The sequence below is a fragment of the Fundidesulfovibrio sp. YSD1 genome, from assembly GCF_055397115.1.
Window position 1 is genome coordinate 123,347 of record NZ_AP043666.1, and the last position, 24,553, is coordinate 147,899.

Sequence of the window (24,553 nt, forward strand, 5' to 3'; positions counted from 1 at the left end):
CACCATGTTCATACGGCGATTGCTCCTCGCACTGATACTGACCTGCAACGCCGTATTGCTTTACAACCTGATCTGGAGCGACAAGGGCGTCTTCGCCTACCTCGACCTCAAGAACCACCAGAAGCAGCTGAAGTCCAGGCTCGACGGCCTGGCCGGGCGCTCCCTCGACCTGAGCCAGGAGATCCGCTGGCTGAAGTCGGACAGGGCCTTCACCGAAAAGATGGCCCGCGCCCACGGCAACTATCTGCGCGACAACGAAATCATCTATCTTTTCCCAGGGAACGCTCCCGAAGGAAGCGTAGGCGATGACATCAAAAATTGATTTCTACCGCGAAGTTCTGGCTGACGACCCCAATTCGCGCGTCTTCTTCCCCCTGGCCAAGCTCCTCTCCCAGCAGGGCGAGACCGGCGAGGCCGTGGAGGTGCTCCTGGGCGCCATCGGCCTGCACCCGGCCCACCTGGAGGCCAGGTTCCTCCTGGTGGAGCTGCTTTCCCGCCTTGGCCGGAGCGCCGAGGCCGAGACAGTTTTCGAAAGCCTGTCCTCGCTTCTGAGCGACTATCCCGCCGTCTGGACCCTCTGGGCCGCCAAGGCCCCCGGGCTCAGCCGCGACGGGGCCCTGGCCCTGCGCTTTTTGGCGCTGTCGCTCTCCGGCGGCGGCCCCTCCTGGCTCGAGGTGCTGGAGAAGGGCCTGGCCGCCTCGCCCGGGTCCGCCGGGCCGCGAGGCACCGTTGCCCCGGAGGACAGGCAGGCCGAGGATGAAGCGTCCCCGGCCGAAGAGCCCGCCGGAGAGTTCAGCCTGCGCGGGGCCGACGAGGTCATGGCCCTGACGCAGCGCATCGAAGCCAGCGAGCGCCGCGCCCCGGCCGAGCAGCTTCCGCCCGAGTGCGCCTCGGCCTCCGCTTCCGTCGCGGCCGTCAAGACGAGGACCATGGCCGACCTGCTCGCCAGGCACGGGGACTTCTCCTCGGCGCTTGAAATCTACGGCGAGCTTCTGCGCATGGCTTCCACCCCGCAGGAAAAACAGGCCTTCGCCGCGCGCATCCAGGAGATCGAATCCTGGGCCGCGTCAGGGGCCGCCCCCGCGAAGCAGCCCCCCCCGCGCGAGCCCAAGTCCAGGGCCAAGCTCGTGAGCATGCTCGAAGCGCTCGCGACCCGCCTGGACGCCCGGGCCATCGCCTGAACCGCTTTGTCTTGATAACGCCCGGCCCAAAGAGTAAACGGGCCGGGAACACACGGGGCTTGCCCCGCCATTCCACCTGGTAAACAAGGGACAGCGTCATGCTCAAACGCGTTTTCCTGGCCTTGACGGCCTGCGCGGTCTTCGCGTCCGCCGGCTGCGACACCGTAAGACCCTACATGAAGTCCACGAAGCAGTTCTACAAGGACTACATCAACGTGGACCCCGCCATAGACCTGAAGAACCCGGGCATCGACGACCCCAGCGTGCGCAAGCTTGCCGAGCTCTTCGCACCCGTGGACGAGCGCCTGGAGTTCCTGCTGCGCTCGCTCTCCGCCCAGGATCTGCCGCCGAGCCCCGACTGGTGCCAGGGCCTCATGGACGCCTTCCCCTGGCTCTCGGGCATGGCCGTGCTCACCGACTCCGGCACCGTGACCTACAAGCTGCCCGCCTACACGCTCAAGCCCGTGGACTACGCCCCGCTCCTGGAGCTCGAGAAGCTCTACAAGGCCCGCAAGATGGGCGCGGTGGTGGCCTCCTCGGAGCTCGGGGCCGAGATCATGATCGCCAAGCCGCTCTTCGCGGACAACGAGTACAAGGGCCTGCTGGTGGCCCACTTCGATCCGGGCAACCTGGCCAAGTTCTCGCCCGAGCCCGGCAAGCTGCTCATCGTCGCCCCTGGCGCGCCCCTGTGGAACGGCGACGACGCCGGCGCGGCCCAGTCCCTCGCGCAGCTCAAGTGGAAGGACATCTTCAAGAGCAACGTCTCCGGAGAGCAGCGCATCGGCGGTGCGCTCTACCTCTGGCAGTCGCGCTACGTGGCCCAGACGCGCATCGTCTACGCCGTGGCCGCCGTGCCGCCGGCCGCCAAGGCCCCCAAGCAGGAGGCCCCGAAGCCCGAGCCCCAGAAGGCCCAGCCCGCCCCGGCGGCCGGAGCCGAGCAGCCCGCGCAACCCGAATAAAGGAGGGACCATGCGCCAGGTCACCGTCACGGAGCATCTGCTGCTGCACCAGAAGGAATCGCCCATGGCCACCGGGCGCTTCACGTCCATGTTCAACGAGCTCATCCTCGCGGCCAAGATCATCTCCCGGGAGGTGAACAAGGCCGGGCTGGTGGACGTGCTCGGGCTCACGGGCGAGGTGAACGTGCAGGGCGAGGCCGTCCGCAAGCTGGACGAATACGCCAACTCCGTGCTGATCCACCGCATGCAGCGCGCGGGCGTGCTCTGCGCCATCGCCTCCGAGGAGAACGCCGACCTGGTGGAGATCCCCGACCACCTGCCCAAGGGCGACTACATCCTCATCTTCGACCCCCTGGACGGCTCCTCCAACATCGACGCCAACGTCAACGTGGGCACCATCTTCTCCGTGCTTCGCCGCAAGGAGAAGAGCGACTGCACCGCCAGGCTCTGCGAGGTGCTCCAGAAGGGCTACGAGCAGGTGGCCGCCGGGTACTTCCTCTACGGCACGTCCACCATGCTCGTGTACACCACGGGCAAGGGCGTCAACGGCTTCACCCTGGACCCCAGCGTGGGCGAGTTCCTGCTCTCGCACCCGGACATCCGCACCCCGGAGCGGGGCAAGATCTACTCCGTGAACGAGTCCTACTGGCACTACTGGGACGACGCCGCGCGCGAGGCCGTGAGCTACTTCAAGAGCCCGGAGAACGAGCGCGGCAAGCCCTATTCCCTGCGCTACATCGGCTCGCTGGTGGCGGACTTCCACCGCAACCTGCTCTACGGCGGCATCTTCCTCTATCCGGCCGACTCCCTGGACCCCTCCAAGCCGCGGGGCAAGCTGCGCCTGATGTGCGAGGCGAGCCCCCTGGCCTTCGTGGCCCAGCAGGCCGGAGGCCTGGCCATCGACGGCGAGCGCAACATCCTGGACATCGAACCCGCCCAGCTCCACGAACGCGTGCCTCTGTTCATCGGCAGCAGGAAGGACGTGGAGAAGGTGGCCGAGATCTTCCGCAAGCACAAAAAATGATCTGCCTGGGGGTCGAGACCTCCTGCGACGAGACCGCGCTTGCCCTTGTCGAGGACGGCAGGCTCCTGGGCGAGGCCATGGCCAGCCAGGAGGACCTGCACGCCCTCTTCGGCGGGGTGGTGCCGGAGTTGGCCTCGCGGGAGCATCTGCGCAAGGGCGCGGCGCTCTACCGCGCGCTTCTTTCGCGCACAGGCGTCGAGCCCTCGGCCGTGGGCGCGGTGGCCGTGGCGCGCGGCCCCGGGCTTTTGGGCAGCCTGCTGGTGGGCATGAACCTGGCAAAGGGCCTGGCCCTGGGCCTGGGCGTCCCGCTGGTGGGGGTGAACCACCTGCACGCGCACCTCATGGCAGCCGGGCTGGAGCGCGAGCTCGCCTTCCCCTCCCTGGGGCTTCTCATCTCGGGCGGGCACACCCACCTCTACCTCATCCGTTCGCCCTTCGATTTCGAGCTCCTGGGCCGCACCCTGGACGACGCCGCCGGAGAGGCCCTGGACAAGGCGGCCAAGCTCGTGAACCTGCCGTATCCCGGCGGAAAGTTCATCGACGTGCTGGGCAGGGGAGTCGAACCCGACAGGAAGCTCTTCCCCAGGCCCCTGACTTCCGTGCAGGGCCTGGACTTCAGCTTCAGCGGGCTCAAGACCGCCGTGGCCAACCATGTGGCCAAGCATCCCGAGCTCAAGCTGCCCGCGCTGCCCGTGGAGGAGTTTCCGCCAACGCCCGGGCTTGCGCTCTTCTGCGCCTCCATCAACTGGTCCGTGGCGGACACCCTGCGCATCAAGGCCGGACGGGCGCTCAAGGCCCATCCCGGCGTGAAGTCGCTCATCGTGGCCGGGGGCGTGGCCGCCAACTCCATGATCCGGGAAATCCTCGCCGTGCTCGCCGCCGAAGCGGGCATAGAGGCGGTGTTCCCCTCCATGAAGCTGTGCACGGACAACGCGGCCATGATCGCCCACCTGGGCTGCGGGCTGGCCCGCGCCGGGTTCGCCCACGGCCTGGACCTGGAGGCGGTGCCGCGCGGCCGCCCCGTGCCCGACGACTACCGGAAGGCCGCGCCGGAAAGGCCTGCGGATTCGAAAAATTGAGGAATTATTCACTTCTCAAAATCTCGGACGTTCTGTAAGAAGCAAAAGGCCGGGACGCCCGGGTTTCCCGTCCTTCCGGAGGCTTTCGCGGCGGGTGATAAGCCCTCGCGTTCACGACAAGCAAAGGAGAAAACGAATGGCTATCCAAGTCACCGACGCCAATTTCGAAGAAGAGATTCTCAAGTGCCAGCTGCCCGTCCTGGTGGACTTCTGGGCTCCCTGGTGCGGCCCCTGCCGCGCCATGGGGCCGGTGATCGATGAACTGGCCAACGAGTACGCGGGCCAGGTCAAGGTGACCAAGATGAACGTGGACGAGAACCCCTCCACCCCCAGCAAGTACGGCATCCGCGCCATCCCGACCCTGATCCTGTTCAAGGGCGGCGAAGTGGTGGAGCAGATCACGGGTGCGGTCTCCAAGTCCTCCATCAAGGAAATGATCAGCCAGAAGGCGCTTTAGTCCATGAAACGTTTCGACGCCTTGGTCATCGGGGGCGGGCCGGCAGGAATGACGGCCGCCCTCTACTTGGCCAGGTCCCAGCTGAGCGTGGCCATGGTGGAGAAGCTCTCCCCCGGCGGCCAGGTGCTCATGACGCACTTCATCGAGAACTATCCGGGCTTCCCGGAGGGGATCGAGGGTTGGAAGTTGGCCGACATCTTCACCAAGCACCTGGAGGCCTACCCGGCCATCGCCAGGATGACCGGCGAGGTCAAGGCCATCGAGCCCAAGGAGGGCGCCCACAGGGTGCTCATCGACGGCGAATGGATCGAGGCCAGGGCGGTCGTCATCTGTTCGGGCGCCCGCTACAAGCGGGTGGGCATCCCCGGCGAGAAGGAGCTCCTGGGCAAGGGCGTGTCCTACTGCGCCCTGTGCGACGGAAACTTCTTCAGGGGCCAGGACGTGGCGGTCATCGGCGGGGGTAACTCCGCGCTCGAGGAATCGCTCTACCTTGCAAGACTCGTCAAAAAACTCTACCTGATCCACCGCCGCGACGACTTCAGGGCGCAGCGCTGCTACCAGAACCGTTGCGAGGTCAACCCCTCCATCGAGATCCTGCGCAGCTGCGTCGTGGAGAAGATCGTGGGCGAGGACAAGGTCGAGGCGGTGATTGTGCGCAACCTCAAGACCGGAGAAGTCCAGCGGGTGGACGTCGAGGGCGTGTTCGTCTTCGTCGGCTACGAGCCGCACGGCGGTTTCTTCCCCGAAGGGATGGAGCTGGATTCCGGAGGGTTCATCACCACCGATCAGGATTACCGCACGAGCGTGCCCGGCATCTACGCCGCCGGAGACGTGCGCTCCAAGAACGTGCGCCAGGTGGCCACGGCCGTGGGCGACGGGGCCGGAGCGGCCAGCACCGTGATCACGTACCTGGAGACCCTGGGCCACCATTAACACAGGCTCGAACCACACCCATGATCAGAATCAACGTCCTTCGCGCCGTTACCCTGGCGCTGCTCCTGTTCGGCCTTTCCGGCTGCGGGTTCATCGACTACTACTTCCTCCCCCCGCCGGAGGATACCGCCCAGGAGCTCTGGGAGGCCGGCCGGGACGCCATGAAGGAAAAGCAGTACACACAGGCCCAGGAATTCTTCCTGAAGCTCAAGGACCGCTACCCCTTCAGCCCCTACACCCCTGACGGCCTGGTTGGCCTGGGCGACGCCTACTTCATGGACGACAAGTTCATGCAGGCGGCCGACGCCTACAAGGAATTCGAGTCGCTGCACCCGCGCAACGAGCAGATTCCCTACGTGCTCTACCAGGTCGGCGTCTCCACCTACCGCAGGCTCGAGTCCATCGACCTGCCGCAGGACGGGCTCCAGGAGGCCATCCAGTACTTCACGATCCTCAAGGACACCTACCCCAACACCGAGTGGGGCAAGGACGCCGGGAACTGGATCGTCAAGTGCCGCACGCGCATGGCCTCCCACGAGATCTTCATCGCCGACTTCTACTGGAACACGGGGCGCTTCGGCGCGGCGTGGCGCAGGTACATGTTCGTCGTGGAGAACTTCCAGGACCTGCCGGAGATCCTCAAGTACTCCAAGGAAAGGGCCCAGGTCTCCTACCTGGAGTACCAGAAGACCTTGACGGAAAAGGAACGCCGCGAGGCCGAAGGCACCTGGCACAAGTTCCTCAAGTGGCTGTAGCGCCGACATCGGCCGGGCCCTCCGCGACCGCCGGGGACCGGCTTGAGAGCGGCAGGATGACATGACAAGCGACGAAGGCGGCCTCCGGGCCGCCTTCTGCGTGCGGCGCGCCAAACGGGAGCGCCAATGGATCACACCATGACAGAACCGAACACCAGCCAGCCAGTGAACGTGCTCGAGGACTTCGAGGCCTGGCGCGTGCCCGACGCCAGGTTCGCCAGGGCCTACGCCCGCACGGGCGACGAGGGCAGGGCGCTCGTCAAGTCCTGCATCGCGGCGCTTTTCGAGGGCCTGGGAGCCCACGGCCCGGCGGCAACGTCCGCCACTTCCCTGCACCACTCGGGGCTCGTGCGCACCGAGGAGCGCCACCCCAGGCCCTGGTACGCGCTGGTGATCGGCCCTGACGCGCGCTCGCCATCCATGCTCGCGGCGGCCCTGCTGCCCGCCGTCGCCGCCCGCCTGCCCCTGGTCATGGCCGTGCGCCTGGGCGCGCGCGGCTGGCCGGACCCGCTCCTGGCCACGCTGGAGCTTTGCGGGGTGGAGCAGGCGTACGCGCCCCCGCTGAAAGAGTTTAAGTCCTGCTTGAAGTTTTTGGCGGACACCCACGGTTTCGGCGGGGTGGCCTGCATGGGCCAGCCGGACTTTGCCGCGCGCGTGCGCGCCCTGGTACCGGGCGGATGCGCCTGGGTGGAGCTTACGCCGCCCGGGTCCGTGGGGCTTCTGGCCTCGCCGGACATTCCCTGGGACCTGGACGCGCTCTCCTTCAGCCTGGGCGAGGCGGCCATCGCCGCCCACCTCGACGAGGCCTCCCTGGCCGCGGCTGGGCACTGGGCCGTGTACGCCCCCGCGGGCCGCGCTCCGGCGGGCGCCTCGCTGGTGGTGGAGCCGGGGCGCGAAACGGTCTGGGACTGGCCCGGACTGCCGGGCGAGCTTTTCTTTAGCCGCCGTCTCGTCTATAGTTGAGAGCAATCATGGCTTCGCAATCCCACGGCGGAAAGCCCGGCCTGGCCGGGCTTCGCAACATCGGCATCATCGCGCACATCGACGCGGGCAAAACCACCCTCACCGAGCGCATCCTCTACTACGCGGGCAAGATCCACCGCATGGGCGAGGTGCACGAGGGCACTGCCACCATGGACTACCTGCCCGAGGAGCAGGAGCGCGGCATCACCATCACCTCGGCCTGCACCACCTGCTACTGGAACGGCAGGCAGATCAACATCATCGACACCCCCGGCCACGTGGACTTCACCATCGAGGTGGAGCGCTCGCTGCGCGTGCTGGACGGCGCGGTGGGCGTGTTCTGCGCGGTGGCCGGGGTGGAGCCCCAGTCCGAGACGGTCTGGCGCCAGTCCGAGCGCTACCGCGTGCCCAAGCTGGCCTTCGTGAACAAGATGGACCGGCTGGGCGCGGATTTCGAGGCCGTGCTGGACTCCATGCGCTCCCGCCTGAACGCCGCCCCCCTGGCCGTGCAGGTGCCCCTGGGCTCTGGAGCCGACTTCTCCGGCGTGGCCGACCTGGTGAGCATGGAGCGAATCACCTTCTCGGGCGACGACGCCGTGCGCTCGCCGCTCTCCGAGGCCGAGGCCGCCCTGGCCGCGCCCTGGCGCGAGCGCATGCTCGAGGCCCTGGCCGAAACCGACGACGCCCTCATGGAGGCCTACCTGGGCGGGGAGGACATCCCGGCCCAGGCCGTGCGCGCCGCCATCCGCCAGGCCACGCTCTCGCGCAAAGCCACGCCCGTGCTTGCAGGCTCGGCGCTCAAGAACGCCGGCGTGCAGCCCGTGATGGACGCCATCTGCGACTACCTGCCGAGCCCGGCGGACATCGAGCCCGCGCACGGCGTCAACGCCCACACCAAAAAGGCCGAGGAGCTGCCGCCGGACCCCAAGGCCCCGCTGGCCGCGTTGGTCTTCAAGGTGATCATGGAGGGCGGGCGCAAGCTGGCCCTGGCGCGCGTCTACGCGGGCACGCTGGCCGAGGGCGCCGAGGCGCAAAACGTCACCCAAGGCAAGGCCGAGCGCATCGGGCGCATCTTCCGCCTGCACGCGGACCAGAAGGAGCCCCTGCAAAAGGCCGGTCCGGGCGAGATCGTCGCGCTTTCCGGCATGAAGCTGCCGCGCACCGGCGACACCCTGGCGGACAAGTCCCGCCCCGTGCTCCTGGAGAGCATCTCCCAGTACAAGCCCGTTCTTTCCATGGCCCTGGAGCCGCGCAACACCGAGGAGCTCGACAAGCTCAAGGAGGTCATGGACCGCCTGCTCATCGAGGACCCGACGCTCTCCTGCGCCCACGACGAGGAGACGGGCCAGCTCATCCTCTCGGGCATGGGCGAGCTGCACCTCGAGGTGGTGCTCGAGCGCGTGCGCCGCGAGTACGGCCTGTCCCCGCGCGCGGGCAAGCCCCAGGTGGTCTGCCACGAGACCGTCACCCGCGAGGGGCGGGGCGAGGCCGAGTTCAGCCGCGAGCTCGGCGGCCAGGCGCACCACGGCAGGGTCGCGCTCACCGTGGCCCCCCTGGCCAGGGGCAAGGGCCAGCAGATATTCGTCCCGCCCATGGACCCCAAGCTCTGGCCCAAGGCCTGGCTCGACGCCGTGGCCGAGGGCCTGGAGGACGGCCTGGCCGCCGGCGCGCTGCAAGGCGCGCCCGTGCAGGACGTTTCCGTGCGCGTCCAGGACCTGGGCAGGCAGGACGGCGTGTCCACGGCCGTGGGCTTTCGCATGGCCGCGTCCCAGGCGCTGAAAAACGCGCTCAGGGACGCGGGCCCCGCGCTGCTTGAGCCGATCATGTTCCTGGAGATCGGCGTGCCCGACGCCTTCGTGGGCGACGTGGTGGGGCTCTTGGGCTCCAAGGGCGCGAAGATCGAAAACCTTTTCGACCGGGCCGGCCAGAAGGTCGTCCAGGCCCTCACCCCCCTGCGCAGGCTGTTCGGCTTCTCCACGGAGCTGCGTTCCGCCACGCAGGGCAGGGCGGGCATGGTGATGAAGTTCTCCCGGTTCGACCTCCTGGAATAGCCGTGCGCATCCTGGGAGGAGCCTTCAAGGGCCGCGACCTGCCGACGCTTGCGGGCGACGGCTGCCGCCCGGCCATGGCCAAGGTGCGCGAGGCGCTTTTCAACATGCTCGCGGCCAGGGGCCTCGTTCTCGACGGCGCGCGCGTGATCGACGTGTTCGCGGGCACAGGGAGCCTCGGCTTCGAGGCCCTGAGCAGGGGCGCGGCCTTCGCGCACTTCGTGGAGGCCAACAAGGCCCTGGCCAGGCGCATCGCGGACAACGCCCGCTCCCTGGGGCTCGCCCCGGCGAAATTTTCGGCCGCGCCCTCGGACGCGCTCAAGCTTCTTTCGAAAAAACCCAAGGAGCCTTTCCACCTGGCCTTCGTGGACCCGCCCTACGGGCGCGAACTCATGGCCCCCGTGCTCTCCCTGCTGGCCGAAAAGGGCTGGCTCGCGCCGGGGGCCCTGGTGGTGGCCGAGGTGGAGAAGGCGCTTTCGCCAACAACCTGGCCCGGCTCCCTTGAGCTGGAGACGGACCGCCTCTACGGACAGACCAGGATACTCATATGGACTCACCAAGACACTGCACCGCCGTCTACCCCGGAACCTTCGATCCCCTGACCATGGGGCATCGAAGCCTCGTGCGCCGCGCGCTCAAGGTCTTCGACCGCGTCATCGTGGCCGTGGCCGAACAGACCCCGAAGCAGCCCATGTTCACACTGGATGAGCGCGTGACCATGATTCGCGAGGTCTTCGCCAACGAGCCCCGCGTCAGCGCCCAGCCCTTCGGCGGCCTTCTGGTGGACTACGTGCGCGGGACCGGGGCCAAGGTCATCCTGCGCGGCATGCGCGCCGTCTCGGACTTCGACTACGAGTTCCAGATGGCGCTCATGAACCGCCGCCTGGACAAGGACATCGAGAGCGTCTTCCTGATGACCGACTTCAAGTGGCTCTACATAAGCTCCACCATCATCAAGGAGCTGGCCCGGGCGGGCGGCGACTACGAGGGCCTCGTGCCCGAGCCCGTGATGCGCAGGCTGCGCGAGCGCTTCGGCGCGCCCCACGGCAGAAGGAAATGAGCCGGGCCACGCTCCGGCGCACGCTTCGCCCCGTTGGTGAAACCGCGTGCGCACACATTCTCCCGGCGCGCCGGGCACGGCCTCTTGCGAGGCTTTCCCGGTGAAGGGCGTAAAGGTCCTGTGCCTGCTCGGCCCCACGGGCGCGGGCAAGACCGAGGCCGCCCTGGCATTGGCCGAGGCCTTCCACGGCGCGGTGGTCAACTTCGACTCCCGCCAGGTCTACCGCGAGCTTCCCGTGACCACGGCCCAGCCCACGCCCGGGGAGCAGGCCGCCTGCCCGCACCTGCTCTACGGCTTCCTCCCCTGCAACGAGTCGGTTTCGGCCGGGGCCTACGCGGACATGGCCGCGCCGCTCATCCAGGGGATCGCCCGCGTGGGGCGCACGCCCATCCTCGTGGGCGGCACCGGGCTCTACCTGCGCGCGCTGCTCGAAGGCCTGGCCCGCATCCCGGACACGCCCGCGCACGTGCGCGAGGCCGTGCAGCGCCGGTGGGACGAGGAGGGCGGGCTGGCCATGCACGAGCGCCTGGCCCAGGCCGACCCGGCCTACGCGGCCAAGGTGCACTTCAACGACCGCCAACGGGTCACGCGCGCCCTGGAGGTGCTCGAAACCACTGGCCGCACCTTCAGCCAGTGGCACGCCTCGGCCGTCACGCCCCTGGACGCCGCCTGCCTGAAGATGGGCATCGGCCTGGAGAAACCCCTGCTGGACAAGCGCCTGGCCCTGCGCATCGAGGCCATGCTCGAAGCGGGCGCGCTCGAAGAGGTCCGCCGGGCCATGGAGGCTTGCGGCGGCCTGGACGCCCCGGGCTTGAGCGGCATCGGCTGCGCCGAACTGGCCGCTCATCTTCGCGGCGGGCTCTCCCTGGGCGCGGCCAAGGCCCTGTGGTTCTCCAACACCAAGGCCTACGCCAAGCGCCAGATGACCTGGTTCAAGAAGGAGCCGGACGTGCGCTGGTTCGGCCCCGGGCAGGCCCGGGAGATGATCGGCTACGCCAAGGCCTGGCTCCAACAGGATGAGCCCGCGACTGTCGAGGCTTCGTCATGACCCGGCGCGGCGCGCTCATGCTCGTGGCCCTGGCCGCCCTGGCCCCGGCCGAGTGCCTGGCGGCCGGGTCGCAAGGCCAGGAGCTCGCGTCCAAGGGGTTCAACCTGCTCTCCGAGGGCAAGCCCGGCGAGGCCCTGACCGCCCTGCGCGAGGCCGCCAGGCTCGACCCGGCCAACCCCTGGCTCTTCAACCTCATGGGCCGCGCGGCGTTCGAGGCCGGGGACGCGCGCCAGGCCACGGAGGCCTTCCGCACGGCGCTGCGCATCGACGCGGCCGACGGCTACTCGCGCATGATGCTCGAAATCCTCTCGCAAAGGCCCCTCGGGCCGGCGAAGCAGGAGGCGCGGCCCGAAAAGCGCAGGCGCTCCTCGCAACTGGAGGACGACGCCCGGGCCGAACTTGAGGCCTACGCCAGGACCGGCAAGGCTCCTGGCGAGCGCGTGATCCTTATCGACCCCGGGCACGGCGGGGCGGACCACGGAGTCTCCGGGCCGCAGGGGCTCAACGAGAAGGACGTTTGCCTGAAACTCGGCCTGGCCCTGGCGGCCGAGCTCCGGGCGCGGCCCGGCGTCAGGCCCGTGCTCACCCGGGAGGCCGACCACGACGTGCCCTTGTGGGCGCGCTCGGCCATGTCCGGGCTCTTCGCCGCCAGCCTCATGGTCAGTCTGCACTGCACGGCCGCGGACCCGGGCGTCTCCGGGGCGGACGTCTTCACTTTCGCGCCGCAGGCCTCGAGCACGCAGGCCCACGGCGTGGCCGAGCTGGAAAACGGCGTCACGCGCTTCGAGCGCGCCCTGGCCCCGGCCATGCCAGCGCCCGGGGCGGGGGAGTTCCTGGCCGGATGGCGCGAGCGGCGCAAGGTTTCGGCCAGCGCCGATGTTGCCTCCAGGGTGCGCGCCGCGCTGGCCGGCGAGGGCTCGGGCGCAAGCGCCAACGCCTTGGGCGCGCCGCTCAAGGTGCTCGGCGGGGCCGCCTGCCCGGCCATCCTCGTGGAGGCCGGGTACCTGAGCTCGCAACGCGACGCGGCGCGCCTGGGCGACGACGCGGCGCTGGCCAGGACGGCCGCCGCCATCGCACAGGCCTTGACGGACAACGCGGGATAGGTTTTTCCCTTTTTCATGGGCTCCGGATCGACCAACTGGACCGTTCCCAACGCGCTCACCGTGGCGCGCATCCTGCTGACGCCCTTGTTCGTCGCCTTCTTCCTGGACGGCAACCATCTGGCCGCGCTGTCCATGTTCTTCCTGGCCGGGGTATCGGACGCCCTGGACGGTTTCCTGGCCCGCGTGCTCGACCAGCGCTCGCCCCTGGGGGCCGTGCTGGACCCGCTGGCGGACAAGGTGCTCCTGGACACGTCCTACGTGTGCCTGGCGCACGCGGGGTGGGTGCCGCCGTGGCTGGCCGTGGCCGTTGTCAGCAGGGACGTGGTGATCCTGGGCGGGGTGGCGCTTTTGACCTTCTGGGGGCAGGACATGCGCTCGCGCATCCGCCCGAGCCCGGCCAGCAAGGCCACCACGGCCTCGCAGATGGCCCTGGTGCTGTCGGCCTTCCTGCTGGGGGCCGGATGGATGCCGGAAGGGGCGGGCGGGCTGGTGGACGCGCTGGTGTGGGTCACGGCCGCCTTGACCGTGGTCTCCGGCGGGCACTACGTGGCCAAGGGCCTGGCCATGTTCGGGAGAAACGCGGAGCCGCGCCCGTGATGGGCCCGGCCCGCGACGAAGAGGCTTGTTGGGGAAGGGTGGGGCGCCTGGGCCTCACTGGGGCTTGTGGGGATCGTTCTTGTCCTTGGAGACGTCGATCTCTTCCGGCTCCGAGCCCGCCCGCCTGAATTCCTTGATCGCCTTGCCCAGGCCGCGCCCGAGTCCCGGCAGCTTGCTGCCGCCGAAGAGAAGCAGGACGATGACCAGAAGAAGCAGAAGCTCCCAGATTCCAAGACCGAACATGCGAGGCCTCCCGGGTGATTTGTCCCGGAAGGCTACACCGGGCCTATGCTCCGGTCAAGTTCGCGGGGTGAGGCCATGAGCCGCGTGCTGCGCCTGCCCGCCGGGACGTGCAGGCACTTCGTCAAGGGGCGCTGCGACTACGAGGAGATCCTGAACCCCGGTTACCACAGGTCCTACCGCTGCCCGGTGCTCGGCAGGCTCGAAAACCTCTACGACGACTTCCTGGGCCAGGCCGAGGCCTTCGGGCTGAACGAAGCCTCGGCCTCCACCATCTGGGAGAAGCGCTTCAGGGAGATGTACGGGAAGGATACGGGTTGTCAGGCCTACGAGCCCGGTGATATGAACAATTTTCCCGGTTGCGCCAACTGCCTGGGGGACGTCTGCGTGCTCAGGCTTCCCGAGTGCGCCGGGCGTTGCCGCAACTACGCACCCAAACCTCGAACATGAACCCGGGGCTTATGAGCCAAGACGCATCCGCTTTCCTCGTCAATGTCCCCGCCCTGCAACCGGCTTCGGCCCCGCAAGCGCCCGCCGGAATCCGCTTCCTGAACCCGGGGGTCTTCTCCCCGCAGGAGGATGGGCGGCTCTACACCCCCGGAAACCTGCCCATGGACGGCCCCACCGTGAAGGCCATGCTGGCCCAGTTCGCCCAGCTGGCCCGGGAGTCCAGGAGCGTGGCCGACGTGTCGGCCTTCGCCTCCGGGCAGTACGACGACTTCTACTCGGGCACGAGCTTCGCCGTGCGCACCGAGATCGAGTCGGCCCGCCAGGGCAAGCAGGACGCCGAGCTTCGCGCCAGGGCGCTCTCCAAGGCCCAGACCGAGCTCTGCCTGGCCTGGTCGCTCGAGGACTACGCCCGCGAGTTGGGCAATCTGGGCCGGAAGCTCGACGACCAGTGGGCCGCGTTCTCGAACACCCTGGGCCTGGACGAGGAGGAGACCCTGGACGACGACCAGGCCGCCCTGGCCGGAGCCAGGCCGGATCTGGCCCCGGACGCGCCGCGCGTGCCCTTCGGGATGCTCCTCGGGGCCATGCTGGCCTTCGTGCCCGAGGGTGCCGGGCTCTACTGCGCGGACCCCTCCGTGTTGGCCGACTGGGAGGAATACGGCGTGAGCTTCCGCGAGGCCTCGCCCGAGGATCTGGCCCCCTTCGGCCTGAGCGGCAAATACCTGGCCGCGAGCGCCCCGGGGCACCTGCTCTGCCTTTCCAAACGCGCCGACCCGGCCAGGCCCTGGCTTGACGCCCCGCGCCTCGTTGTGGCCCCGGCCAAGGAGTAGCCGATGCCCGTGCGCCACCACGAGCCCGAGGACATCCTCCAAGGGGTCAAGGGAATCATCTTCGACTGCGACGGCGTGCTGGTGGACTCCAAGGACGCCAACCGCATGTACTACAACTTCGTCCGCCAGAAGCTGGGCATGCTGCCCATGACCCCGGACGAGGAGGAGTACGTCCACGCCCACGCGGTCACGGCGTCCCTGGCCTACATCATCCCCCGGGAGCGCCTGGGGGAGGCCGAGGCCGCCCGGCGCGAGATCGCCTTCGCGGACATGCTCGAATACACCTACCTGGAGCCCGGGCTGGTGGACTTCCTGAGCGTGATGCGCGCCAGGGGGCTTCGCCTGGCCGTGAACACCAACCGCACGGACTCGATGGAATTCCTGCTGGAAACCTTCGACCTGACGCACTTCTTCGACCCGGTGATCACGGCGGCCAAGGTCAAGCACCCCAAGCCCAACCCCGAGGGCGTGCACCGCATCCTGCGCGACTGGGACGTGACGCGTCACGAGGCCGTCTACATCGGCGACACCTCGGTGGACGAGCAGACCGCCCGCGCCGCCGGGGTGGGCTTCTGGGCCTACAAGAACCCCAGGCTGGCCGCGCGGCTGCACGTGGACGGCTTCCTCAACCTGCTGCGTACGGCCGCGCACAAGCCTTGAGGCCAAAAAGGCCTTGATTTGGCAAGGGGCGTGTGAGAATCTGACCATAGCGGCCGGAATTCCCGGCCAGCCTGAAATACGAGGAATATCATGCCTTTCGTCGGACCGCTTCTCAAGACAGTCGCCCTGATTCTCGACTTCGTCTTCGGCGCCTACAAGTGGATCATCATCATCGCCGCCGTGGTCACGTGGATCCGGCCCGACCCCTATCACCCGATCATCCGCTTCCTGTACGCCGCCACCGAGCCCGTCCTCTACCGGGTGCGCCGCGCCATGCCGTTTTTGATGATGGGCGGCTTCGATCTCTCTCCCATCGTCGTCATCCTGGCGCTCCAGTTCATCGGCCAGGTGTTCATCGTGGAGTCGATCATGCAGTTGGCGTTCATGATGCACTAACAACCGGGACAAGTACGTGACGATCTCCAAGATCGACCTGCTGGGAAAGAAGTTCAACCGCTGCATGCGCGGTTACTGCACCGAAGAGGTGGACTTGGTCATCCACGACGCGGCCGAAGCCCTGGGCGAGGCCGCCGACGAGAACCGCAGGCTCAGGGAACGCTTGGCCGCTTTCGAGCGCGCCCCGGCCCCCCGGCCGCAGGACCCCCCGCAGCACGACCCTTCGTCAGGCCTGCGCGGCACGCTGGCCGCAGGGCGCAAGATCGTGGAGGACATCCAGGAGAACGCCCGCATCGACGCGCGGGCCATCGTCGAGGAGGCTCGGGCCGAGGCCTCGCGCATCCGCGCCGACGCCAACCTGGCCAAGGCCCGCGTCCTGGAGGAAATCGCCGACATCCGCGCCCAGCGCGAAGCCTTCGAACAGGAGCTGCGCAAGCTCCTGGAGGACCATTTCCGTCTGCTGGAATCCTCCGACGAATCCGCCCGGGCGGCAGGCCCCGGCGGCGACTTCACCTTTGCCGAGGGCAAGGAGGAATAGCTCGTGGAACCGCCCGTGTACGCCCAGCCCGACAAGCAGGGCGGCTGGCGGATCAAGGTCTGGGTGCAGCCGGGGGCCAAGCGCGACGAGGCCGTGGGCCTCGTGGACGGCAGCCTGAAGGTCCGCCTCAGGGCCCAGGCCCAGGACAACAAGGCGAACGAAGCCCTGGTGGCCTTCCTGGCCCACGAGCTGGGGCTTTCCAAAAGCGCGCTGGAGCTGGCCTCGGGCCAGGCCAGCCGCCGCAAGACACTTCGAATCCGCCCGGGCGAGACCCCGGCCTGGATCGAGACAGGCGAGGCGCAACGCTGAGTTCTGAAACCACAAACAGGAGACCACGCCCATGGACAGTCGCGACCTGGAACTCATCGCAAAGTATAGCGAATCGGACGCGGAACTCAGGGCTCTCTACGACGACCACGTGGCTTTGGACAAGCTGATCGAAAAGCTTGAAAACAAGCCCTACCTCAACGCCGCCGAGGACGTGGAGGTCAAGGAGCTCAAGAAGAAGAAGCTCGCCGGCAAGACACGCATACACGGCATCCTGGACAACTACCGCAAGGCGGAGGCGAACTAGATCATGGAACTGACCGGGGCCCAGATACTCCTCGAGTCCTTGGGACGCGAGGGAGTCGACGTTATCTTCGGATTCCCAGGCGGGGCGGTGATAGACATCTACCACCAGCTCCCCAACTACCCCAACATCAAGCACGTGCTCGTACGCCACGAACAGGGCGCCATTCACATGGCGGACGGCTACGCGCGGGCCACCGGAAAGGTAGGGGTATGCCTGGTAACGTCGGGCCCCGGCGCCACCAACACGGTCACGGGCATCGCCACGGCCTACATGGACTCCATCCCCGTGGTGATCGTCACCGGGCAGGTGCCCACGCCGCTCATCGGCAACGACGCCTTCCAGGAAGTGGACATCGTGGGCATCACCCGGCCGTGCACCAAGCACAACTACCTGGTGAAGGACATCACCAAGCTGGCCAAGACCATCAAGGAAGCCTTCTTCCTGGCCCAGTCCGGCAGGCCCGGGCCCGTGCTCATCGACCTGCCCAAGGACGTCCAGCAGCAGCTCTGCGCCTTCAGCTACCCCAAGAAGGTGGCCATGCGCAGCTACAACCCGCACTACGAGCCCAACCTCAAGCAGGTGCGCAAGGTGGCCGAGCTTCTGTGCAAGGCCAAGCGCCCCGTGCTCTACGCGGGCGGCGGCGTGATAAGCTCCGGCGCTTCCAAGGAGCTCGCCTCCCTGGCCAGGGGCCAGAGCGTCCCGGTCACGGCCACGCTCATGGCCCTGGGCTGCTACCCCGGCGACGACCCCCTGTGGCTCGGCATGCTCGGCATGCACGGCACCTTCGCCGCCAACCACTCCATGGCCGGGGCCGACCTGATCCTGGCCGTCGGCGCGCGCTTCGACGACCGCGTCACCGGCAAGCTCTCCGAGTTCGCCAGCAAGGCCACGGTGGTGCACATCGACATCGACCCCACCTCCATCCAGAAGAACGTGCGCGTGGACGTGCCCGTCGTGGCCGACTGCCGGCTGTTCCTGGAGGCCCTGAACAAGGAGCTCGCGGCCATGGCCGCCGCCGGGGAGGCCTGCTCGCCCAAGGACAAGTGGGTCGAGCAGATCACCGAGTGGAAGGCCAAGCAGCCCCTCAAGTACAAGCCCGCCGCAAAGGGCGGCTTCATCAAGCCCCAGGCCGTGGTGGAGGCGCTCTACAAGATCACCAAGGGCGACTGCATCGTCGCCACCGAGGTGGGCCAGAACCAGATGTGGGCCGCCCAGTTCTTCAACTACAAGAAGCCCCGCACGCTTTTGACCTCCGGCGGGCTCGGCACCATGGGCTACGGCTTCCCGGCGGCCATCGGCGCGCAGGCGGCCTTCCCGGACAAGCTCGTGGTGGACGTGGCGGGCGACGGCTCCATCCAGATGTGCATCCAGGAGCTGGCCACGGCCATGTGCTACAACCTGCCCGTGAAGATCCTCATCCTGAACAACGGCTACCTGGGCATGGTCCGCCAGTGGCAGGAGCTCTTCTACGAGAAGAACTACTGCAACACCTGCCTGGACGTGGCCCCCGACTTCGTCAAGCTGGCCGAGGCCTACGGCGCGGCCGGGTTCAGGGTCACCGAGGCCAAGGAGCTGGAGGCCACCCTCAAGAAGGCCTTCGCCACGCCCAAGCCCTGCATCATCGACGTCGTCGTTGACCCGGAGGAGAACGTCTATCCCATGGTCCCGGCGGGCAAGTCCCTCACGGACATGATCCTGGTCTGAGAAGGAGGACGCAATGCGCCATATTCTTTCGGTTCTCGTGGAGAACGAGCCGGGCGTCCTCTCCAGGGTGTCCGGGCTCTTCTCCGGCAGGGGCTTCAACATCGAGACCCTCAACGTGGCTCCCACCCTGGAGCCCGGGGTCTCCATCATGACCATCACAACCACCGGCGACGAGCAGATCATCGAGCAGATCATCAAGCAGCTGCGCAAGCTGGTCACCGTCATCAAAGTGGTGGACCTGACCGAGGTGAAAAACGTCGAGCGCGAGATGATGCTCCTCAAGGTCTCGGCCGAGGACGGCAAGCGCGCCGAGATACTGCGCATCGTCGACGTCTTCAGGTGCAAGGTGGTGGACGTGGGCTTCGACGAACTGACCATCGAGATCACCGGCACCCAGGACAAGCTCACCGCGCTCATCAACCTGATGCACCGCTTCGGCATCAAGGAGATCGCCCGCACCGGCGCCGTGGCCATGCGCCGCAGCATGCAGTAGAATCAGGAAGGCGAGGGGGATGCCTCCGGCGGCCAAAGGGACGATGTCCCTTTGGAATCCCCCTTCCGCTTCGCGTCGTGACCGGCGCACTCGCACGGGGTCCCAAGGCAGCCCTGCCGTGCCTGCGCGAGTGCGGCTGATACCATACCGCGCCTGGTGTTCCTGCTTGCGGACTTGACATTTTTGGCCTAAAGTGCCTGTCCCACGACTACCAGCTATTCCCTCTCTCTACGAGATTCAAAGGAGCCCCTTCGATGAAAGTTTATTACGATCAGGACGCCGACCTTTCCCTGCTCAAGGACAAGACCGTGGCCATCATCGGCTACGGCTCCCAGGGCCACGCCCACGCCCAGAACCTGCGCGACTCCGGCGTGAAGGTCGTCATCGGCCAGCGCGAAGGCGGCCCCAACTGGAAGCTCGCCAAGGAGCACGGCTTCGAGCCCATGGACGCCGCCGCCGCTGCCGCCGCCGCGGACCTGATCATGATCCTCATCCAGGACCAGTACCAGGCCGACCTCTACGCCCAGTGCATCAAGCCCAACCTGAAGGCCGGCAAGGTCCTGGCCTTCGGCCACGGCTTCAACATCCACTTCAACCAGATCGTGCCCCCGGCCGACGTTGACGTGATCATGGTCGCCCCCAAGGGCCCCGGCCACATGGTGCGCCGCGTGTACACCGAGGGCTCCGGCGTGCCCTGCATCGCCGCCGTGCACCAGGACGCCTCGGGCAAGGCCTTCGACATCGCCCTGGCCTACGCCAAGGGCGTGGGCGGCACCCGCTCCGGCGTGCTCCAGACCACCTTCCGCGAGGAAACCGAGACCGACCTCTTCGGCGAGCAGGCCGTGCTCTGCGGCGGCGTGTCCGAGCTGATCAAGGCCGGCTTCGAGACCCTGGTCAACGCCGGGTACCAGCCCGAGATCGCCTACTTCGAGTGCCTGCACGAGCTGAAGCTCATCGTGGACCTGATCTACGAGGGCGGCCTGGCCAAGATGCGCTACTCCATCTCCGACACCGCCGAGTACGGCGACTACACCCGCGGCCCGCGCATCATCACCGACGAGACCCGCAAGGAGATGGCCAAGATCCTCAAGGAAATCCAGCAGGGCGAGTTCGCCAAGGAGTTCATCCTGGAGAACCGCGCGGGCGGCCGCGCCCACTTCCTGGCCATGCGCCGCGTCAACGCGGAACACAAGGTCGAGGAAGTCGGCGGCAAGCTGCGCTCCATGATGAGCTGGCTCAAGAAATAGTTGGTAGGAATACCTGAAAAATCGGTCGTGGTCCTGGACGGGACCACGGCCTTTTTTTATATGCCTTGGGAGAAGTACCTTATCTGGTGGTGCCGATGCCGTTCGTGAAATCCTCCGCCCTCTTCAGGGGGCCGACCATGCTGACATTGAGGCGTCTGTCCGTGCTGATCGCGCTCGTGACGCTCCTGGCCGCCGCGCAGGCCCAGGCGCAGGACCGGCGCGACGGCCATTACTGGCGCAGCATCCCCGAAACGGAGAAGCTCGACATCATCCTGGGCGTGTTCGACGGGATGGCCCTCTCCGAGAGCCTGATCCACATCGTCATCCGTGACAACTACACGGTCTGCACGGACGTGATCGAAAGCATCATGGCCCAGACCGCCAAGTACATGGACAACCTGACCACGGCCCAGATCGCAACCGGCCTGGACACCTTCTACGAGACCGTCGAGAACCGCAACATCCCCATCTTCTGGGGCGTTTGGGTCGTGGCGCGCCAGGCGCACGGGGACAAGAACGTGGGAGCGTTCATCAACGAACTGAGGAAGGCGCACAAATGATCAACGCACCTGAAGCCTGGGACCCGGCCCTCGAACTCGGCGTGGAACCCATCGACGAACAGCACCGGGCGCTCTTCGAGATGATCGTGGAGCTCGACGAGCGCATGAGCCGGGGACAGTACGGGCAGGGAGCGCTGGACGCCCTCCAGGGGATGAAGGCCTACGCGGCCACGCACTTCGAGGACGAAGAGGCGATTATGGAGGCCTCCGGCTGGCATGGCCTGCACGAACACCGCCAGATGCACGGGGAGTTCATGCGGCGCACCAACATGTTCAGCGGCGAGGCGCTCATTGACAGCGAATGGACCTCGCTCGATATGTTGCGGTTTCTGCTGCGCTGGCTCGTGGACCATATCCGCGTGCAGGACAAGGGGTTCTTTGAGTGGCGGAAGGGGGAGTGAGATGACGGAGCAGAGTGGTAGTCTCCAGGTCTAGGCTCTAACTAGACTGGATTTTCATGCGATTGATTCCTCTCTTGAACTTAATCGCAACAGTGAAAGTAGCCCAATATTTCTGGGAACCGAGGCGGGCGGATCGGCAGTGTTTTTGACCTATTAGCAAACTTGGTGTAGTTCATTTGCATGTGTTATGAATAGATAAACCAAAATAGCACGAATGGACGATGACATGTCAGAAGATGAAAACTTCTTATTTCAGCAGGTTGATAGCGCTGTCAAGCACGGCCAATCGATGCCAGTCGGTTATCAAGAAGGAAACATCTTTCATCGCCATCAGCGTGAAAACTCTGAACGCTACTATAGCTCACAGTCTGCTGTTTACGGAATAGGAAGTTCAGACTTTTCAACAAGCAATAACAATGGGGAAGCATCGGCTTCTTCTGTCTCCTCAAGTCATAATACATGGGCTGGTGGTAGCGGATGGTCTAGGGGCACAAGTCTACAGGGAAATAGGTCTTCTGGGCTAGGAACTTTTGTTTTTGGCTGCATCTTTGTTTGGATTCTTGTTTATTCTGTTATATCAATATTTGAATATTATGAGACACAAAAATACAAAGCCACTCAGTCACAAGCCATTGATGAGCAGGTCGCAAAGTTCAATCGAGACTATCCCGTCATCACAAAAGGGGTTCGATATGCAAAAACAAGGAAGTACATTCCTCACATCCCATGGCCAGATGGTTCGACAATAATTCAGTATGTCAAGTTTGAATTTGGGACGCAAGTGGAGATAGTTGAATATTTAGACAATGGAATGGTACGGTTTGTTGGGCGCGACATGAACAAAAAATTAAAGCAATTTCCGCAGCTAATCAGTGCGAATTATTTTACGCCATCACTAGATCCTCCAGTTAACAGTCAACAAAATAACAAGAAAAATAATAAGAAGTAGCTTGTTGTAGTCGGAAAGCGTAGCCGTATCACTTGGCCTGCGGGGAGCACGCTTGTGCTTCCAATGTGCGCATTGTGCAATGAAGCCACCATGCAAGTTTTTATCTCAATTTCAAGTCAAGCGGCACCCCGAGCGCCTTCGTGATCTTCATGATCGTATCGAACCACGGCTTCGCCCCGGGCAAGGTCTACTAAAAGTTCCCCCTTCCCAGTCAGGAGCCCATGCCCAGTTGCGCTCTCCCGCGCGCCTTGGCCACATCCGCAAGCGCAGCCAAATACACATCGGGATTCTCGTCTTCCATAGCGGCGGCGAGGTATTCGGCAATCATTTCCTCGCTGTCGAGGTACTGCACAGCGTCGAACTTACTGATTTCCTTGAATAGCCCTTTGACTTGGCGGCATTGCCCACAGGCGTACCCGTTCGGATACGGAAGTCAAGGCAACAAAAAAAACGATCCCTGGGGATCGTTTTGACTATGCGAAAATGCACGGGAAGTAAGATGGCGGAGAGGGTGGGATTCGAACCCACGTGCAGGTTATTAGCCCACAACCCGATTTCGAGTCGGGCCCGTTACGGCCACTTCGGTACCTCTCCGCGCCGATGGGGAAGCGCAAACTAGTCGAATCCGGCGCGGTTGGCAAGCCTCTTCTCCTTGCGCCTGCCCGCGAAAAATCTCGTCAGCGTCGCCCCGCACTCCTGGGCCAGCACGCCCTCCAGCACCGGGAAGCGGTGGTTCAAAAACGCCAGCCCCGCCGGGTCCAGGTTGGAGACCACGGCCCCGGCCTTGGGGTCGCGCGCGCCGAACACCAAGCCGCCGATGCGCGCGTGCACCATGGCCCCCACGCACATCAGGCACGGTTCCAGCGTCACGGCCAGTATCGCCCCGTTCAGGCGGTAGTTGCCCAGGGCCTGACCGGCCTGGCGCAAGGCCAATATCTCGGCGTGGGCCGTGGGGTCGCTCGCGCCGATGGGGCCGTTGCAGGCCTCGGCCAGCACGCGCCCCGTGGCCGCCTCGATCACCACCGCCCCAACGGGCGACTCGCCGCGCCTGCCCGCGAGCCAGGCCTGCTTGAGCGCGCGCGTCATCACCAGCCGCCAGGACCGCCAGCCTGGAGGGGGCTGGTTCAGGAGCGTGGAAACGGGAGGGGAGGGGGCTTTCATGGTGTGAGAGGGGTGACGTTATTCAGCCTCCGGCGGCCAAAGGGCTCTCGCCCTTTGGAATCCCGCGCGGGGTGATGCCTCTTGTTTTTTTCCCAAAACCTGCGGCCAAGCGAAACGCCTCCCGTGGTCTCGGGGGGGGCGCGCCCGGGCGTTCAAGGCGATCTTGCGCTGGCGCTTGCGCCAGAGGCGCGAAGCGCCGGCAGCTTGGATCGGCTTGGGCGTCCGGGCGCGCAATCCCCGAGGCCATGGAAGGCGTCATTGCGGCCGTTTGCTCTTCTTCTTCGCCCTACGCATTCTCCTTGAGATGGCGTATGCCGTTCTCAAGGATGGAAATGCCCAGGCGCGGCTTTTCCCCGCGCGTCCATCCGGGATGGTTCGTGGGGTCGTTGAAGGCCTCGGGATGCGGCATGAGCCCGAGAATCCTGCCCGAGGGGTCGGTGAGCCCGGCGATGGCCATGGGCGAGCCGTTCGGGTTGTAGGGATACTCCATGCTGGGCCGCCCGGTGGCCGGGTCGGCGTACTGCAGGGCGATGAGGTTCTCGGTGACGATGCGCGACAGGGTGGCGTTGTCCTCGGGGATGACCATGCCCTCGCCGTGGCGCACGGGCAGGTCCAGGTGCTCGATCCCCTTGGTGAACACGCAGGGCGAGGCCTGGTTCACGCGCACGGTGACCCAGCGGTCCTCGAAGCGGCCGGAGTCGTTGTTGGAGAGCGTCACCTGGCGCTCGAAATATTTGTTGTCCAGCGCGGGCAGGAGGCCGAGCTTCACCAGCAGCTGGAAGCCGTTGCAGATGCCAAGGATCAGCCCGCCGTCCTCGAAGAAGGCGCGCAGCTGGTCGAGCAGCGGGTCGCCCGAGACGGGCTTGGCGTATTTCCAGCGGATGGCCCCGGCCTGTCCCGCGCCAAGGTCGTCGCCGTCGAGGAATCCGCCGGGGAAGATGAGAAAATTGTAGCCGGGCAGGCGCACCCGTCCGGCGATGATGTCGGAGAAAAAGACGATGTCCGTCTGGTCGGAACCGGCGAGTTTGGCCGCGTGGGCGGACTCCGCCTCGCAGTTGGTGCCGTATCCGGTGATGACCAGGGTTCTCACTTGGGCCATGAACAATGCTCCAGGGGTTTCTTGAAAAATCCGGGCCGGTCGCT

Annotated in this window: 32 protein-coding genes and 1 tRNA gene; 28 read left to right on the forward strand and 5 right to left on the reverse strand. The window is 66.1% G+C overall.

Going from position 1 to position 24,553, the window contains the following annotated elements:
• Window positions 1-4: 4 nt before the first annotated feature.
• From ACZ5V4_RS00610 to ACZ5V4_RS00680, 15 genes are all read left to right on the forward strand, one after another.
• Window positions 5-322, forward strand: a complete 318-nt coding sequence (locus tag ACZ5V4_RS00610; RefSeq protein WP_464316244.1) for an FtsB family cell division protein — start codon at window positions 5-7, stop codon at window positions 320-322.
• On the forward strand, window positions 306-1,181 hold the full coding sequence (locus ACZ5V4_RS00615) for a tetratricopeptide repeat protein (RefSeq protein ID WP_464316245.1): 876 nt from the start codon (window positions 306-308) through the stop codon (window positions 1,179-1,181). Before ACZ5V4_RS00610 ends, ACZ5V4_RS00615 begins: the two co-directional genes overlap by 17 nt.
• Window positions 1,182-1,279: 98 nt before the next feature.
• Window positions 1,280-2,140 (forward strand): hypothetical protein, encoded by an 861-nt coding sequence (locus tag ACZ5V4_RS00620; RefSeq protein WP_464316246.1) that lies wholly within the window; start codon window positions 1,280-1,282, stop codon window positions 2,138-2,140.
• A 10-nt stretch (window positions 2,141-2,150) separates the two neighbouring features.
• Window positions 2,151-3,164 carry a class 1 fructose-bisphosphatase gene (gene fbp, locus ACZ5V4_RS00625; RefSeq protein WP_464316247.1) on the forward strand — a complete coding sequence of 338 codons (1,014 nt, stop codon included), beginning with the start codon at window positions 2,151-2,153 and terminating at the stop codon, window positions 3,162-3,164.
• Window positions 3,161-4,243, forward strand: a complete 1,083-nt coding sequence (tsaD, locus tag ACZ5V4_RS00630) for a tRNA (adenosine(37)-N6)-threonylcarbamoyltransferase complex transferase subunit TsaD (RefSeq protein WP_464316248.1) — start codon at window positions 3,161-3,163, stop codon at window positions 4,241-4,243. The genes fbp and tsaD overlap by 4 nt, the downstream gene beginning before the upstream one ends.
• Window positions 4,244-4,379: 136 nt before the next feature.
• On the forward strand, window positions 4,380-4,700 hold the full coding sequence (trxA, locus tag ACZ5V4_RS00635; protein ID WP_464316249.1) for a thioredoxin: 321 nt from the start codon (window positions 4,380-4,382) through the stop codon (window positions 4,698-4,700).
• 3 nt (window positions 4,701-4,703) lie between these two features.
• Window positions 4,704-5,633, forward strand: a complete 930-nt coding sequence (trxB, locus tag ACZ5V4_RS00640; RefSeq protein WP_464316250.1) for a thioredoxin-disulfide reductase — start codon at window positions 4,704-4,706, stop codon at window positions 5,631-5,633.
• 20 nt (window positions 5,634-5,653) lie between these two features.
• Entirely contained in the window at window positions 5,654-6,388 is a 735-nt protein-coding gene (locus ACZ5V4_RS00645; protein WP_464316251.1) for an outer membrane protein assembly factor BamD, read from the forward strand.
• Window positions 6,389-6,526: 138 nt separating this feature from the next.
• Window positions 6,527-7,351 (forward strand): hypothetical protein, encoded by an 825-nt coding sequence (locus tag ACZ5V4_RS00650; protein ID WP_464316252.1) that lies wholly within the window; start codon window positions 6,527-6,529, stop codon window positions 7,349-7,351.
• 8 nt (window positions 7,352-7,359) lie between these two features.
• Window positions 7,360-9,402 (forward strand): elongation factor G, encoded by a 2,043-nt coding sequence (gene fusA / locus ACZ5V4_RS00655; protein ID WP_464316253.1) that lies wholly within the window; start codon window positions 7,360-7,362, stop codon window positions 9,400-9,402.
• A 2-nt stretch (window positions 9,403-9,404) separates the two neighbouring features.
• Window positions 9,405-10,001 (forward strand): 16S rRNA (guanine(966)-N(2))-methyltransferase RsmD, encoded by a 597-nt coding sequence (gene rsmD, locus ACZ5V4_RS00660; RefSeq protein WP_464316254.1) that lies wholly within the window; start codon window positions 9,405-9,407, stop codon window positions 9,999-10,001.
• Entirely contained in the window at window positions 9,947-10,459 is a 513-nt protein-coding gene (coaD, locus tag ACZ5V4_RS00665) for a pantetheine-phosphate adenylyltransferase (RefSeq protein WP_464316255.1), read from the forward strand. The genes rsmD and coaD overlap by 55 nt, the downstream gene beginning before the upstream one ends.
• Before the next feature lie 46 nt (window positions 10,460-10,505).
• Window positions 10,506-11,507 carry a tRNA (adenosine(37)-N6)-dimethylallyltransferase MiaA gene (miaA, locus tag ACZ5V4_RS00670; RefSeq protein ID WP_464316256.1) on the forward strand — a complete coding sequence of 334 codons (1,002 nt, stop codon included), beginning with the start codon at window positions 10,506-10,508 and terminating at the stop codon, window positions 11,505-11,507.
• Complete coding sequence (locus ACZ5V4_RS00675) at window positions 11,504-12,610, forward strand: N-acetylmuramoyl-L-alanine amidase (RefSeq protein ID WP_464316257.1); 1,107 nt, start codon at window positions 11,504-11,506, stop codon at window positions 12,608-12,610. Before miaA ends, ACZ5V4_RS00675 begins: the two co-directional genes overlap by 4 nt.
• 15 nt (window positions 12,611-12,625) lie before the next feature.
• Window positions 12,626-13,207, forward strand: coding sequence for a CDP-alcohol phosphatidyltransferase family protein (locus ACZ5V4_RS00680; protein ID WP_464316258.1), 582 nt, complete (start codon window positions 12,626-12,628; stop codon window positions 13,205-13,207).
• A gap of 54 nt (window positions 13,208-13,261) precedes the next feature.
• On the opposite strand, the gene tatA is transcribed toward ACZ5V4_RS00680, so the two are convergent.
• Window positions 13,262-13,450, reverse strand: a complete 189-nt coding sequence (gene tatA / locus ACZ5V4_RS00685) for a twin-arginine translocase TatA/TatE family subunit (protein ID WP_464316259.1) — start codon at window positions 13,448-13,450, stop codon at window positions 13,262-13,264.
• A 75-nt stretch (window positions 13,451-13,525) separates the two neighbouring features.
• On the opposite strand from tatA, the gene ACZ5V4_RS00690 reads away from it, so the two are divergent.
• The 13 genes from ACZ5V4_RS00690 (at window position 13,526) to ACZ5V4_RS00750 (ending at window position 22,249) form a co-directional block, all read left to right on the forward strand.
• Entirely contained in the window at window positions 13,526-13,897 is a 372-nt protein-coding gene (locus tag ACZ5V4_RS00690) for a hypothetical protein (protein ID WP_464316260.1), read from the forward strand.
• Between the two features lie 11 nt (window positions 13,898-13,908).
• Window positions 13,909-14,727: a hypothetical protein gene (locus ACZ5V4_RS00695; protein ID WP_464316261.1), complete on the forward strand. Its 819-nt coding sequence runs from the start codon at window positions 13,909-13,911 to the stop codon at window positions 14,725-14,727.
• A 3-nt stretch (window positions 14,728-14,730) separates the two neighbouring features.
• Window positions 14,731-15,387: an HAD family hydrolase gene (locus ACZ5V4_RS00700; protein ID WP_464316262.1), complete on the forward strand. Its 657-nt coding sequence runs from the start codon at window positions 14,731-14,733 to the stop codon at window positions 15,385-15,387.
• 90 nt (window positions 15,388-15,477) lie between these two features.
• Window positions 15,478-15,783: a YggT family protein gene (locus tag ACZ5V4_RS00705; protein ID WP_464316263.1), complete on the forward strand. Its 306-nt coding sequence runs from the start codon at window positions 15,478-15,480 to the stop codon at window positions 15,781-15,783.
• 16 nt (window positions 15,784-15,799) lie between these two features.
• Window positions 15,800-16,321 carry a DivIVA domain-containing protein gene (locus ACZ5V4_RS00710; protein WP_464316264.1) on the forward strand — a complete coding sequence of 174 codons (522 nt, stop codon included), beginning with the start codon at window positions 15,800-15,802 and terminating at the stop codon, window positions 16,319-16,321.
• Between the two features lie 3 nt (window positions 16,322-16,324).
• Complete coding sequence (locus tag ACZ5V4_RS00715) at window positions 16,325-16,630, forward strand: DUF167 domain-containing protein (RefSeq protein WP_464316265.1); 306 nt, start codon at window positions 16,325-16,327, stop codon at window positions 16,628-16,630.
• A gap of 31 nt (window positions 16,631-16,661) precedes the next feature.
• Entirely contained in the window at window positions 16,662-16,895 is a 234-nt protein-coding gene (locus ACZ5V4_RS00720; RefSeq protein WP_464316266.1) for a DUF465 domain-containing protein, read from the forward strand.
• A 3-nt stretch (window positions 16,896-16,898) separates the two neighbouring features.
• Window positions 16,899-18,599 (forward strand): biosynthetic-type acetolactate synthase large subunit, encoded by a 1,701-nt coding sequence (gene ilvB / locus ACZ5V4_RS00725; protein WP_464316267.1) that lies wholly within the window; start codon window positions 16,899-16,901, stop codon window positions 18,597-18,599.
• Window positions 18,600-18,612: 13 nt separating this feature from the next.
• Window positions 18,613-19,092: an acetolactate synthase small subunit gene (gene ilvN, locus ACZ5V4_RS00730; protein ID WP_464316268.1), complete on the forward strand. Its 480-nt coding sequence runs from the start codon at window positions 18,613-18,615 to the stop codon at window positions 19,090-19,092.
• Window positions 19,093-19,346: 254 nt separating this feature from the next.
• Complete coding sequence (ilvC, locus tag ACZ5V4_RS00735) at window positions 19,347-20,339, forward strand: ketol-acid reductoisomerase (protein WP_464316269.1); 993 nt, start codon at window positions 19,347-19,349, stop codon at window positions 20,337-20,339.
• A gap of 137 nt (window positions 20,340-20,476) precedes the next feature.
• Window positions 20,477-20,899, forward strand: a complete 423-nt coding sequence (locus ACZ5V4_RS00740) for a hypothetical protein (protein ID WP_464316270.1) — start codon at window positions 20,477-20,479, stop codon at window positions 20,897-20,899.
• Window positions 20,896-21,300: a bacteriohemerythrin gene (locus ACZ5V4_RS00745; protein WP_464316271.1), complete on the forward strand. Its 405-nt coding sequence runs from the start codon at window positions 20,896-20,898 to the stop codon at window positions 21,298-21,300. The genes ACZ5V4_RS00740 and ACZ5V4_RS00745 overlap by 4 nt, the downstream gene beginning before the upstream one ends.
• A gap of 226 nt (window positions 21,301-21,526) precedes the next feature.
• The gene (locus ACZ5V4_RS00750) at window positions 21,527-22,249 is read left to right on the forward strand and encodes a hypothetical protein (RefSeq protein ID WP_464316272.1); all 723 of its coding nucleotides are present in this window, start codon (window positions 21,527-21,529) and stop codon (window positions 22,247-22,249) included.
• 211 nt (window positions 22,250-22,460) lie between these two features.
• On the opposite strand, the gene ACZ5V4_RS00755 is transcribed toward ACZ5V4_RS00750, so the two are convergent.
• The 4 genes from ACZ5V4_RS00755 to ACZ5V4_RS00770 all read right to left on the reverse strand — a co-directional run bounded on the left by ACZ5V4_RS00755 (window position 22,461) and on the right by ACZ5V4_RS00770 (window position 24,509).
• Window positions 22,461-22,619: a helix-turn-helix domain-containing transcriptional regulator gene (locus tag ACZ5V4_RS00755; protein ID WP_464317852.1), complete on the reverse strand. Its 159-nt coding sequence runs from the start codon at window positions 22,617-22,619 to the stop codon at window positions 22,461-22,463.
• A 130-nt stretch (window positions 22,620-22,749) separates the two neighbouring features.
• Window positions 22,750-22,843, reverse strand: a tRNA-Ser gene (locus ACZ5V4_RS00760).
• Window positions 22,844-22,864: 21 nt separating this feature from the next.
• The gene (tadA, locus tag ACZ5V4_RS00765) at window positions 22,865-23,335 is read right to left on the reverse strand and encodes a tRNA adenosine(34) deaminase TadA (RefSeq protein WP_464316273.1); all 471 of its coding nucleotides are present in this window, start codon (window positions 23,333-23,335) and stop codon (window positions 22,865-22,867) included.
• A 361-nt stretch (window positions 23,336-23,696) separates the two neighbouring features.
• Window positions 23,697-24,509, reverse strand: a complete 813-nt coding sequence (locus ACZ5V4_RS00770; protein ID WP_464316274.1) for a phosphoribosylformylglycinamidine synthase subunit PurQ — start codon at window positions 24,507-24,509, stop codon at window positions 23,697-23,699.
• Window positions 24,510-24,553 lie beyond the last annotated feature (44 nt).